Genomic DNA, 12,512 nt, shown 5'->3' on the forward strand with positions numbered 1-12,512 from the left:
CTTCTAAGTAAGCTAGATCACATTCTTAGAAATAATTAGCGAAAAAGGTGGACTCAAGCTGTTATTCTTGAATTTCAAGGACTATAAAAAGGAGCGCTCGGCTCCTTTTTTAGTTATCGTCTTCCTTATCAGGGGTTAGAATCATTGGAATGATGATGGGTTCACGTTCGGTTTGTTCGTAAAGGAAGGGTCTTAGGGCATTGACGATAGCACCATTGATGCTTTGGATGCTGGCTTCCTTATTTTTGAGGGCAATCCGAATGGCGTTAAAGAGGATACGTTGACCCTGGCGAATGAGGTCTCCAGATTCACGCATATAAACGAAGCCACGGCTGAGAATGTCTGGCCCAGCCAGAATCATCTTGGTCTTGAAATCAACTGTTGCAACGGCTAGGACAACGCCATCTTCTGAGAGGTCACGGCGATCTCTCAGGACTGCCGTTCCGATATCGCCGATACCATTACCATCAACGTAGATGTCTTGGGCATTGAAGTGGCCCGCCCGACGAGCAGAGTCTTTGGTCAAAGCTAGGACATCACCATTTTCCATGATGAAGATATTATCTCTTGGGATGCCAGTATCTTCGGCTAGGCCAGCATGGACCTTTTGCATCCGATATTCACCATGGACTGGCATGAAGAATTTGGGCTTAATCATGCGGAGCATCAGTTTTTGCTCTTGTTGGCCACCGTGTCCAGAGGTGTGGATATTGTTAATTTTACCGTGGATAACATCAACGCCAGCTTCTTGGATGGTATTGATCAACTTATTCACACTAGTTGTGTTACCAGGAATAGGGCTAGAGGAGAAGATGACCGTATCGCCAGGTTGCAGGGTAACTTGGCGATGGGTTCCGTTGGCAATCCGGGCTAGGGCAGCCATGGACTCTCCCTGGCTACCTGTACACATAATCATGATTTCGCTGGCATGATAGTCCTTGAGCTCGTTGGGGTCGATAAAGGTGCCATCAGGAACCTTGATGTATCCGAGTTCAATCCCATTGACAATAGCCTTTTCCATTGAGCGACCGAAGACAACAATCTTGCGACCGTTCTTAACAGCAGCTTCGGCAGCCTGTTGCAGACGGAAAATATTTGAAGCAAAGGAAGCAAAAATAATCCGGCCATGGATGCCTCCGATGATTTTCATAATGGATTGACCGACAACTTTTTCCGAGTTGGTAAAGGTCGGGATTTCCGCATTGGTCGAGTCTGAAAGAAGACAGAGGACCCCATCGTCACCGAGAGCCGCCATTCGGTGGAGGTCGGCAGGCTGACCGACTGGAGTGAAGTCAAACTTGAAGTCACCGGTACAGACAATCTTTCCTTGCGGGGTGTGAATGACAATTCCCAGGGGTTCTGGAATAGAGTGGGTCGTGCGGAAGAAGGTGACGCTGAGGTTCTTAAAGGTCAGCTCCGTATTGTCATTGATTTCGTAGAGGGTAGCATCGCGCAAGAGGCCGTGTTCCTCTAATTTTCCACGGATAAGGGCTAGGGCTAACGGTCCGGCATAGATAGGAATATTGGCCTGCTTCAATAAGAAGGGGATGCCCCCGATGTGGTCTTCGTGGCCGTGGGTAATGACCAGAGCCTTGATACGGTCAACATTTTCGACGATGTAAGAATAGTCGGGGATAACATAGTCAATACCCAGGAGGTCGTCTTCTGGAAACTTGATCCCAGCATCGACGATGATGATTTCATCCTGATATTCGATGCCATAGGTGTTTTTACCAATTTCGCCCAGTCCCCCTATGGCGTAAACACCGACTTCTTCGGGTTTTAAATTGATGTTTGACATATTAGAACTCCGTTAGGCTAAAGGCACCTGATTCTTTTTCGTAGTCTAGATGCTTATCTGCGAGTAATTCGATGAATTCAATATTATAGTTGGTATGTTCTTCAACCAATTTGCGAGCCTTAATGCGACCTTGAAGTTCATCCTTGGCATCGACATCAAGGTAAAGGGCTTGAGTAGTCTCACGTTTTGGGTTGCGTTCTTTAGTTTCTTGATAAAAAACTTTGTAAATCATGTGTTTCCTTTCTGTCTGGTCAGGTTTCACTAAAAGAATCAATCAAAAAAAGCCTTATCATGCTAGTCTGATGATTTTCTATGAAATTGTTTTGTGTAGTAAATTGACCTGAACATTTATAACTAACGAGATTATACCATAAAAAAGGGGATTAGTAAAAAGTAATCTCGGATAAAGCTAGAGGAGCCTGAGATGTCAGTGACTTTATTTTATGATAAAATAAGAAGGAATTTGACAAGGGGAAAATCATGAAACTATTAGCATTTGATACGTCCAATCAGCCTCTATCGGTGGCCCTTTTGGAATATAATAAACCTGTGGCTGAACTGTCTCTGACAATCAAGAAGAACCATAGTATCAGCCTGATGCCGACTATTGATTTTTTGCTGAGCCAGGCAGGTTGGCAACCAGCCGATTTAAATCGGATTGTAGTGGCCCAAGGCCCTGGTTCTTATACTGGCTTGCGGGTGGCGGTAGCGACGGCCAAAACCTTGGCCTATAGTCTAGGGATAGATCTGGTTGGCTTGTCGAGCTTACAAGCTTTGTGTTCTATTGAGGCCAGTGGTCTAATTGTCCCCTTGATTGATGCTAGACGACAGAATGTCTATGCTGGCTTTTATGAGGACGGCAAACTCATTTCACCAGAAGGCCATGCCAGTTTGGTAGAGGTTCTGGAATTTGCTAAGTCCTATCCCCAAGTGACTTTTGTCGGTGAAGCTGAGAAATTTCGCTCTGAAATCGAGACCTATTTACCCCAGGCGAAAATTCAGGAGACCCTGCCATCGGCTACTTTCCTTGGCCGTCTGGGAGCTAGTCTGCCTGCCCAAGATGTTCACGCTTTTGTCCCCAATTATCTCAAAAGAGTTGAAGCAGAAGAAAATTGGCTTAAGAGCCACCGAGGAGAGGAGACCAATGACTATATCAAGCGGGTCTGAGGCCAAAGAGGAAGAGTTGGCTCAGGCGATTTATGAGGTCTTGGTTGATGTCTATGAGCAGTCTCCTTGGACCTTGAAGCAAATCAAGTCGGATTTAAGCCAGACGAATACCGACTATTTTTATACCTATGTTGATTACGAAATTGTTGGTTTCCTCTCCATCCAGAATTTAGTTGGTCAACTTGAGGTGACGAATTTAGCAGTCAAGAAGGCCTACCAAGGTCAGGGTCTAGCCAGCCAACTCATGCAGGGCTTGGTTGGTCGTTCTGAGGATATATTTCTTGAGGTTAGGGTCTCGAATTTGCCTGCTCAAAGGCTCTATGAAAAATTCGGTTTTATTAATGTTGCCAGGCGTAAAGACTATTACCGTGCACCAATAGAAGATGCTATGGTCATGCAACGTACCGCTAAAAAGTAAGGGAACGCTAGCGTTTGGCTTATGAGGTGAATGATGACAAAAGATAGATATATACTAGCGATTGAGTCTTCTTGTGATGAGACCAGTGTCGCCCTTTTAAAAAATGAATCGGAACTCCTGAGCAATGTCATTGCTAGTCAGGTTGAGAGCCATAAGCGCTTTGGTGGCGTGGTGCCAGAGGTTGCCAGCCGCCATCATGTCGAGGTGGTGACCCTCTGTATCCAGGATGCCCTGAACGAAGCCGGACTTGAAGCCAAGGAACTAGATGCGGTAGCTGTAACCTATGGGCCAGGTCTGGTCGGTGCTCTTCTGGTAGGTATGGCTGCAGCCAAGGCCTTCGCCTGGGCAAATGGCCTCCCTCTTATCCCAGTCAATCACATGGCTGGACATCTGATGGCGGCCAGAGAGGCTGGTCCCTTAACTTATCCCCTCTTAGCTCTCTTAGTCTCTGGTGGCCATACTGAATTAGTCTATGTTAAGGAGCCTGGTGATTACAAGATTGTCGGAGAGACCAGGGACGATGCTGTCGGAGAAGCCTATGATAAGGTTGGACGGGTCATGGGGCTGACCTATCCGGCTGGTAAGGAGATTGATACTCTGGCCCATCAGGGGCAGGATATTTATGACTTTCCTCGGGCCATGCTTCAGGAAGATAACTTGGAATTTTCTTTTTCAGGCCTCAAATCAGCCTTTATCAACCTCCATAATAATGCTCAACAAAAGGGGGAAAGCTTGGCAAATGAAAATTTGTCAGCCTCTTTTCAGGCCGCTGTTTTGGATATTTTGCTGACTAAGACCAAGCGAGCCTTGGAAGCTTATCCTGTTAACACCCTTGTCGTTGCTGGTGGTGTCGCCGCCAATCAAGGTCTCAGAGAGCGTCTAGCTGAGGAGATTCCAGAGCACATTGAGCTACGGATTCCCCCTCTTCGTCTTTGTGGTGATAATGCTGGCATGATTGCCTTAGCAGCTGCTGTTGAGTTTGAAAAGGGGCATTTTGCTGATTTAGACCTCAATGCTAAGCCGAGCCTAGCTTTTGATACCTTGGCGGACTAGACTAAACTTTCGAGGATTTAAGAAAAATCAAGGGCCTGCTCTCTAGAGTGAGATTTAATCTAGCAGACTAAGTCTGCCTGAGCTAAAAATACGAAGGCAAGAGGAGTCAATCTTAGCAGAGGGCCGATCCATCAAGCGACGAATTCGCTCCACTACTTGACTTGGTAAGATTGATTTTCATTTTGTATCAATTGCAGAAAAAATAAGAAATCGAAAAATCCGGGCATGGTCTGTCGTTTCATCGGTCTATCTGACAGGGAACGGTTCATCTTGCCTTGGTTTTTCTTCTTTGCTATAATGATAGAATATTCTAAAAATTGAAAGAAGTTGAGGGCATGCAAGAAAAAGGATTTAGAGAAGGGCTAAGCGATGCCCTGCCGACGGCTCTGGGCTACATTTCGATAGGAATCGCCTTTGGGGTTGTTGCTTCTTCTGCAGGTTTATCGGCCATAGAGGTTGGTTTGATGAGTCTTCTTATTTATGGTGGTTCGGCCCAGTTTGCTATGGTGGCTATGCTTGTTTCAGGAGCAGACCTGTTGACCATTACCCTGACGGTTTTCTTGATTAACCTAAGAAATATGCTGATGAGCCTCCATGCAACGACCATCTTTACCAAGACTCCCTTCTTTCAAAATCTTCTTATGGCCAGCTTGATTACCGATGAAAGCTATGGGGTTCTATTAGGGGAACATGTCCACCATAAGTCCATTACAGCTGCCTGGATGCACGGCAATAATGTGATTGGCTACTTGGCCTGGTTTCTATCAACTGTCGTCGGTACCTTGATGGGAAAACTGATCCCAGATCCACAAGTTCTGGGCTTGGATTTTGCCCTGATTGCTATGTTTTTAGGACTATTAATCTTCCAATTCACGGCAATGATTTCTGAAGGGATAAGAAAGCTCTGTTTAATCCTATTGGCAGTTGCCATCAGCTACCTGCTCTTGACAATGGTCCTTAGTTCCTCTTTAGCAGTTCTTTTGTCTACCTTGATTGGCTGTAGCTTGGGGGTGATTTTAGATGGCCAGCACTAGTTTTGTTATTATAGCTATCCTACTGGGGTTTGTTGTGACCTGGATTCCTCGGGTTGCTCCCTTTGTCTTGGTTAAATACCGAGGCCTGCCGGATATTGTGGTCCATTTTTTAAAATACCTGCCGGTCACTATTCTTTTTGCCTTGACCCTGTCTAGCCTCTTTACTAGTAAGCCAGGCCACCTTCCTCAGCTAAATGTTTTGGAGGCCTTAGCTAGCTTGCCCACCCTATTTGTTGCCATTCGGACAAAAAATCTCCTCTATGCAGTTTTGACAGGGATAGTCAGCTTGGCCCTCCTGCGTTTGATTTTTTAAAAGGTCTAAGTAGGGCTAGTCAGAAAAATGGAAAGTGAGACTTTTATGGTTTTATCGAAAAAGCGGGCGCGAAAGGTGATTGAGGAAATTATTGCCCTCTACCCCCATGCTAAGCCAAGTTTGAATTTTACCAACCACTTTGAACTGTTGGTGGCGGTTATGTTGTCGGCTCAAACGACAGATGCTGCTGTAAATCAGGTGACCCCAGCTCTCTTTAAGGCTTATCCCAGCCCTGAGGCAATGGCTCAGGCTAGTGAAGCTGATTTGGCCAAGTACATTTCTCGCCTGGGGCTCTATCGCAATAAGGCCAAATACTTAAAGAAATGTGCCCAGCAGTTGGTTGAAGATTTCGGAGGTCAGGTACCTCATACAAGAAAGGAATTAGAGAATCTGGCTGGAGTGGGGCGAAAGACTGCTAATGTGGTCATGAGTGTTGGCTTTGGTATTTCAGCCTTTGCCGTTGATACTCACGTGGAGCGGATTTGCAAGCACCATGAAATCGTCAAAAAATCCGCCAGCCCACTTGAAGTGGAAAGGCGGGTGATGAAGGTTCTGCCACGCGAAGAGTGGCTACCAGCCCATCAAGCCATGATCCTCTTTGGGCGTGAAGTTTGCCATCCTAAAAATCCGGAATGCCACAACTACCCTCAGCTTTATGATTTTTCTGAGACCCAATAAGGCCTATATGACAGCCATATTTTCTAGCGGTTATAGAAAGGACTGACACTTCAATGCTACATTTTGAAAACGACTACAATGAAGGGGTCCACCCTAAACTCTTAGAGGCCTTGACCAAGACAAACGGTGAGAATCTTGCGGGCTACGGTCTGGACACCTATAGCGAAAAAGCCAGTCAAAAAATTAAGGATGCCTGTCAGGCACCAGATGCCCAGTTTTTTTTTCCTAACGGGTGGAACCCAGACCAATCAGGTTGTTATTGACAGCATGCTGGCTTCTTATGAGGGGGTCGTAGCTGCTCAGACAGGTCACATTTCTGTCCATGAGGCGCGGGGGCCATTGAATACACCGGTCACAAGGTGCTGACGCTTCCGCATGAAAATGGGAAAATTTTTGCCAAGGATGTCAAACAGACCTTGGAAGATTTCTATGCGGATGGAAATCAAGAGCACATGGTTTATCCAGGCATGGTTTATATCTCTCACCCGACTGAATATGGGGCCCTCTATAGCAAGGCTGAGTTGACAGAACTGGCTCAACTTTGTCGCTCTTATAAAATTCCTCTCTTCCTAGATGGAGCTAGGTTAGGCTATGGTCTGGCGGCTGAAGCTACTGATCTCGACCTGCCAACCATTGCCCAGTTGACAGATGTTTTCTATATCGGTGGGACCAAGATGGGTGCCCTTATCGGCGAAGCAGTCGTTTTCCCCCATGCCAATATGCCTAAACGCTTTAACACCATGGTTAAGCAACACGGTGCTCTCCTAGCTAAGGGACGGATTTTGGGCATTCAGTTTGACCAATTCTTTAGCGATAATCTCTATTTAGAAATCGGGAAAGAAGCCCTGCGACTGGCCGCCCAACTCAAGAATATTTTGCAGGATAAGGGGTATCAATTCTTTTACCAATCTCCAACCAACCAACAATTTGTCATTGTTGAGAATAATCGCTTAGAAGCATTAGGGAAAAAATTAGTCTATAGCTTCTGGGGAAAATATGACGATAACCAGACCGTCATTCGGCTGGCCACCAGTTGGTCTACAACCCAGGAAGATATCGATCAATTAAAAGAAATTTTATAAGAAATTAGAGTGGCTGATGAGGCCGCTCTTTTTTAGGTTCTTGTCAGTTGTGATGAGTAACAAGGTTTCAAGCTTGTGAAACAAGCAAATGTCCCTGCATAGACTAGCTCCAGTGTTTGCTGTCCTAGTATTCTAAATTAAATAAAAAAAGCAGCCGCTAGGGCTGCAAAGGGTTTGAATAAGAAGAATTGTGAGATTATTATATTCAATCCTACTAAAAACACGCTTAATTAAAACTGTTAGAAAACTTAATTTTTAACTTATTTAAGAAAAGACCGAATTACTCCCTCTTAATAATGAGGACTACCGGCCACCCAGCCGGTGCAGAGAGCTGCTGTAATATTGAAGCCACCGGTATGAGCATTAATATCCAAGACTTCGCCGGCAAAGTGCAGTCCTGGAACGGTTTTGCTCTCCAAAGTCTTGGGATTGATTTGCTTGAGGTTAATGCCACCCTTGGTGACGAAGGATTTGGCCAGAGACATCTTGCCTGTGACTTTAATAGGCAAGGTCTTGATTTTTTGAATCAGACTCTTTTTTTCTTGTGCTGTCAGCTGTTTAACTTTTTCTGGAAAACCTTGAGCAAGAAAGTCAGATAGTCGTTCTGGGAGGAGGGGCTTCAAAGCGTTTTTGACAGACTTTTCACGTTCCTGATCTAGCAGGTTCTCGAGCTCTTGGGTTGTCAACTTGGGCAGGAGGTCGAGCTGGACAACTTCCCCACCCAAGACGAAGCTGGACAGCCTTTGAGCAGCAGGACCTGATAGGCCGAAGTGGGTGAAGAGCAGGTCGTGGGTGATCTTGTGCTTGCCATAGCTAAGGGTAACGTCGTCTAGGGAAATACCTTGCAGGGCCTTGTGGGGAAAGTCAGTTAGGAGAGGGCTTTCTGCAGCTTCCAAAGGGGTGACAGTCATCTTGAAATGACGGGCAATCTCGTAACCAAAGCCAGTCGAGCCAGTTGAGGGATAGGACTTACCTCCTGTTGTGACAATCAGTTTTTGACAGCTAAAAGTTTGCTCGGCCGATTTGAGAATAAAGGTGGTATCCTGCTTCTTAACCGAGACTATTTCGGTTTGGGTCAGAATCCTGCCACCAAGTTCTCTAATTTTATTTTCCAGGGCTTGGATGATGGTAAGAGATTTGTCAGTTGTCGGGAACATACGTCCGTGGTCTTCTTCTTTGAGGGGGACACCACTGTCCTCAAAAAAGTTGATAATATCGTGGTTGTCAAACTGGGAAAAAACGCTGTAGAGGAAGCGACCATTGCCAGGAATGCTAGCCATTAGGTCATCAAGGCTACCACTATTGGTCACGTTGCAACGGCCTCCGCCAGTGCCTGCTAATTTTTTACCCAGTCGTTTATTTTTTTCAATCAAAAGTGTGGAAAAGCCATAGGAGCAAGGGGCAACGGCTGCCATCATGCCTGCAGGTCCAGCGCCTATGATTATGGTATCGAATTCAGTTTTTGTCATGTCCCTATTATAGCATAAGGCTTGGGCCAGTCTTAATGATTGTTGTTAATAGTAGGAGAGTCATTGTCTGATTTTCATTAATTTTCATTAAGGTCAATGAGAAGAAATAATTAGCTCAGAACTATTAGCTAATTATTTTGTCCCACAAAGGCAAGCCGAGAGATAAGTAGCTAGAATAAAATTAAAAAAGCAGAAAATTTGAGTTTTTTTCGATGTATTAACAATTAAAATAAAACTGATTAGCAGAGATTGTATATGAAATAGTTACGTAGTAGTATAGAACTTGTAAAATGATTTAAAAAATCGTGATGGTATGGAAAGAGGAGAATTTATGAATACGGTAACCTTGAATTCAATGGCATTTGATAACTTTGAAGTAACAAATGCGAAATTTCTAGCTGAAAGTGTTGGAGGAGTTAATGAAGTAGTGGCAGGGAGTGCATGTGCAATGGCACTTGGTTTTGTTGGTACAGCGATTCTTGCAGGTTCAGGACCTGTAGGTTGGGCGACTCTTGCTTTAGCTTATGCTTGTGATGGTGTAGCTATTGCTGCTCTTAATGATAAATAAGTTTCTCTGATTATTACTAGGTAAATGGAGGTATTATAATGACAACAATAACATTGGATACAAAAGCATTTGACACATTTGAGGTAGTAGAAGATGACCAACTTTCTGATACTACAGGTGGTTATAGTAAATACGATATTACAATTAGTGGCATAACTGCACTAGGGTATGGGTTTGCAGCTTTTGGTGCGTTGGCTTGCCCTCCAGCTGCCTTAGCCTTTGTAGCTGCTGAGGGAATTCAAGGTGCCATCACCGCTTATATGGCCTATCGTTGAGTTTATGAAGAAAATAAATAAAAAATTATTGCTGTTGGGAAGGTTACTGGCTTCTGGTGCGCCTTTTCTCATTCTATGGCCATATTCGAAGTTGCTTGCAGTATTACTGGTTATTCTACTAATCGGTTTTAATATTTTTTTGTATTTTTATGAAGGTTCAGAATAGAAATATCATCTTCTTAGAAAATATTAAAGACTAATTTTCAGAAAATACTTTATTTTGTTTATTAATTTTCACTCTGAAATGTGCACAATAATATCTTATTGTGCGCATTTCTTTATGGTACGACGGACATACCGTACATTTGAGGTGAAAGTCCCATGTGACACCTGCTATCGGTGAATCCAATAGCGCCCCTTCATATTGGCTATCATGAGGTAGCAGGGAGAGGAAGAGATAGCGAAATCAAGTCATTACGAATAGAAACGTGATACTAAGGCGCCTATAGCGGATAAGGTGGTCATAAACACTAAAGCTCCAAAAGGTAATCGTAACCTATAGTCGTAAATCACAAGTGTAACCGAGAAAAGATGTTGGACTTATCCCGTGAGGTCTCATGAGCGTCATTCTGACGTAGTAACAACGAATCATGAGAAGTCAGCCGAAGCTATAGTAGGATGAAACTTCTGTAATATAAGTGGAGCGAAGGGTTGACCCCTTAACCTTCACTTGTGTCTGTAAAACTAGCGGTCTGATAGGGCTGAAAACAGTCACGTATTGGCTAGCGGACAACTCACCAATATAAGCAGATGTCCCTCAGACACCGAAACAACCAAGGATACGCACCTGTCACAACTACTAGATAAGATTTTATCTCGAGACAATATGTTAGAAGCCTACACCCAAGTAAAATCCAATAAGGGTTCAGTTGGGGTTTCCCTTGACGAGATAGAGGTTTATCTCCGCCAACACTGGCGAGGACCGAAGCAACTGATAAACTGATAAAGGAAAGCTAGTATAAACCACAGCCGGTACTTCAGGGGGCTAGGTACAAGTTAGGTATTCCGACCGTTATGGACAGGCTTATCCAACAAGCCATAGTCCAAGTTATTAGAGTACCTCAAAGATGGTTACGAGTGGATTGTAGCCATCGACCTAGAGACATTCTTTGATACTGTATTGTACGAGAACTGGTTTCTTGCTTAGATTATTATTTAGAACTACATGCGTTAAAGGTTAATTGAACCGCCTTTACTAGAGAGGCATGTACGGTGGTGTGAGAGGGACTATTCGTTAAACTCTACTCGATTGTTTGCTGGTGCGTTTTCCTGTCTAAATTGACAGTCAAAGCCTATTATGATACTATTTTAGGAGAAATTTCGGATAAAAAGAGGACCTTATGGCTATTGAAAAAACAGTCAGTGAATTAGCTGAGATTCTTGGTGTCAGTCGCCAAGCCGTCAACAATCGGGTAAAATCCTTACCTGAAGAATTTGTCGGGAAAAATGAAAAGGGCGTGACGGTTGTTAACCGAGATGGCCTAATCAAGCTGGAAGAGATTTATAAGAAGACCATCTTTGAGGATGAACCAGTCAGCGAAGAGACCAAGCAAAGAGAGCTGATGGAAATTCTGGTCGATGAGAAGAATGCAGAGATTGAACGTCTCTATAATCAACTCAAAGCTAAGGATGTCCAGCTGGCGTCCATGAATGAACAGCTTAATATCAAGGATGTGCAAATTGCTGAGAAGGATAAACAATTGGACCAGCAACAGCAGTTGACTCTGACAGCCATGCAGGATAGTGAAAATCTTAAGCTGGAATTAGATGAGGCTCGCAATCAGGTTGAGGAGATTCAAATCCAGCAAGAGCAGGCTAAAAAAGGTTTCTTCGCTCGGATTTTTGGTCGTTAATCAGTGAATAATTTTCAGGTTAGAACAAGCGTTCTGGCCTCTTTTAATAGGTAAAGGTAAGTATGGAAAAGTTAGAGAACTACATCGCTTTTGATTTGGAATTCAACACCGTAGCTGGGGTTAGCCACATTATCCAAGTATCGGCAGTTAAATTTGCTGGTCATGAGGAAGTTGCTCATTTTGACAGCTATGCCTACAGTTCGGTACCCTTGCAAAGTTTTATCAATGGCTTGACAGGAATTACGGCCGATAAAATTGCCAAGGCCCCTAAGTTGGAGCAGGTTTTGGCAGATTTTCGGACCTTTATTGGTGAGACTCCTCTGATTGGCTACAATGCTCTTAAGAGTGACTTGCCTCTCTTGGCCGAAAATGGTCTGGATTTGTCTGAACATTATAGGGTTGATGTCTTTGAACAAGCCTTTGAGCGTCGTAGTTTGGATCTCAATGGTATCGCCAATTTGCAACTGCATACGGTTGCTGAATTTTTAGGAATTTCCGGTCGCAGTCATGACAGCCTGGAGGATGCTCGCATGACTGCCCTAGTCTATGAAAAATTCTTAGAACTAGATGAGAATAAAAGTTATCTGGACCAGAAAGAAGAAGTGGTAAGCGACAATCCTTTTGCTGCCTTGGGGGACTTATTTGAAGATTAAGTGGAAAAAAATAAAATCACCTAGGGTCAGGGCTTGCTAATGACGCTGGGTCATGCCCTAAAATAGCAGATGAACAAAGGAAAACAAACTAGAATTGTTAGGGTGCCCGCTCTAGTTTACTAGCCTGTTTTAATCTTTGTATCATATC

General features: G+C 44.1%; 13 protein-coding genes and 2 pseudogenes. 12 read left to right on the forward strand and 3 right to left on the reverse strand.

Annotated elements, in window-relative coordinates; all coding sequences use genetic code 11:
* Positions 1–109 precede the first annotated feature (109 nt).
* Entirely contained in the window at positions 110–1,801 is a 1,692-nt protein-coding gene (rnjA, locus tag DYE66_RS03400; protein WP_002999336.1) for a ribonuclease J1, read from the reverse strand.
* Between the two features lies 1 nt (position 1,802).
* Positions 1,803–2,033, reverse strand: coding sequence for a DNA-dependent RNA polymerase subunit epsilon (locus DYE66_RS03405; protein ID WP_002999315.1), 231 nt, complete (start codon positions 2,031–2,033; stop codon positions 1,803–1,805).
* Between the two features lie 248 nt (positions 2,034–2,281).
* On the opposite strand from DYE66_RS03405, the gene tsaB reads away from it, so the two are divergent.
* The 7 genes and pseudogenes from tsaB to DYE66_RS03440 all read left to right on the forward strand — a co-directional run bounded on the left by tsaB (position 2,282) and on the right by DYE66_RS03440 (position 7,546).
* Positions 2,282–2,968, forward strand: a complete 687-nt coding sequence (gene tsaB, locus DYE66_RS03410) for a tRNA (adenosine(37)-N6)-threonylcarbamoyltransferase complex dimerization subunit type 1 TsaB (RefSeq protein ID WP_002999330.1) — start codon at positions 2,282–2,284, stop codon at positions 2,966–2,968.
* Complete coding sequence (rimI, locus tag DYE66_RS03415) at positions 2,946–3,386, forward strand: ribosomal protein S18-alanine N-acetyltransferase (RefSeq protein WP_002999273.1); 441 nt, start codon at positions 2,946–2,948, stop codon at positions 3,384–3,386. Before tsaB ends, rimI begins: the two co-directional genes overlap by 23 nt.
* A gap of 33 nt (positions 3,387–3,419) precedes the next feature.
* Positions 3,420–4,439, forward strand: a complete 1,020-nt coding sequence (gene tsaD / locus DYE66_RS03420; protein WP_002999264.1) for a tRNA (adenosine(37)-N6)-threonylcarbamoyltransferase complex transferase subunit TsaD — start codon at positions 3,420–3,422, stop codon at positions 4,437–4,439.
* Positions 4,440–4,774: 335 nt separating this feature from the next.
* Positions 4,775–5,473: an AzlC family ABC transporter permease gene (locus tag DYE66_RS03425; RefSeq protein WP_002999411.1), complete on the forward strand. Its 699-nt coding sequence runs from the start codon at positions 4,775–4,777 to the stop codon at positions 5,471–5,473.
* Positions 5,460–5,786, forward strand: coding sequence for an AzlD domain-containing protein (locus tag DYE66_RS03430; protein ID WP_002999451.1), 327 nt, complete (start codon positions 5,460–5,462; stop codon positions 5,784–5,786). The genes DYE66_RS03425 and DYE66_RS03430 overlap by 14 nt, the downstream gene beginning before the upstream one ends.
* A gap of 45 nt (positions 5,787–5,831) precedes the next feature.
* Positions 5,832–6,464 carry an endonuclease III gene (gene nth / locus DYE66_RS03435; protein ID WP_044123905.1) on the forward strand — a complete coding sequence of 211 codons (633 nt, stop codon included), beginning with the start codon at positions 5,832–5,834 and terminating at the stop codon, positions 6,462–6,464.
* A gap of 53 nt (positions 6,465–6,517) precedes the next feature.
* Positions 6,518–7,546: pseudogene (locus tag DYE66_RS03440) on the forward strand (threonine aldolase family protein).
* Positions 7,547–7,836: 290 nt separating this feature from the next.
* On the opposite strand, the gene aao reads toward DYE66_RS03440, so the two are convergent.
* A complete protein-coding gene (gene aao / locus DYE66_RS03445) occupies positions 7,837–9,015 on the reverse strand; it encodes an aminoacetone oxidase (protein WP_115324918.1) in 1,179 nt (392 codons plus the stop codon).
* Positions 9,016–9,370: 355 nt separating this feature from the next.
* Between aao and DYE66_RS03450 the strand changes: the two genes are divergently transcribed.
* The 5 genes and pseudogenes from DYE66_RS03450 (at position 9,371) to DYE66_RS03470 (ending at position 12,364) form a co-directional block, all read left to right on the forward strand.
* Positions 9,371–9,583 carry a hypothetical protein gene (locus tag DYE66_RS03450; protein WP_032798600.1) on the forward strand — a complete coding sequence of 71 codons (213 nt, stop codon included), beginning with the start codon at positions 9,371–9,373 and terminating at the stop codon, positions 9,581–9,583.
* 53 nt (positions 9,584–9,636) lie between these two features.
* Complete coding sequence (locus tag DYE66_RS03455) at positions 9,637–9,858, forward strand: hypothetical protein (protein WP_115325186.1); 222 nt, start codon at positions 9,637–9,639, stop codon at positions 9,856–9,858.
* A gap of 787 nt (positions 9,859–10,645) precedes the next feature.
* Positions 10,646–10,978 (forward strand): annotated as a pseudogene (locus DYE66_RS11125) (group II intron reverse transcriptase/maturase); the annotation flags it as partial.
* 220 nt (positions 10,979–11,198) lie between these two features.
* A complete protein-coding gene (locus tag DYE66_RS03465; RefSeq protein WP_002999424.1) occupies positions 11,199–11,711 on the forward strand; it encodes a DUF536 domain-containing protein in 513 nt (170 codons plus the stop codon).
* A gap of 62 nt (positions 11,712–11,773) precedes the next feature.
* Positions 11,774–12,364 carry a 3'-5' exonuclease gene (locus DYE66_RS03470; RefSeq protein WP_002999433.1) on the forward strand — a complete coding sequence of 197 codons (591 nt, stop codon included), beginning with the start codon at positions 11,774–11,776 and terminating at the stop codon, positions 12,362–12,364.
* The last annotated feature ends 148 nt before the right edge of the window (positions 12,365–12,512 follow it).

Origin of the sequence: Streptococcus downei MFe28 (genome assembly GCF_900459175.1) — a bacterium.
GTDB lineage: Bacteria > Bacillota > Bacilli > Lactobacillales > Streptococcaceae > Streptococcus > Streptococcus downei.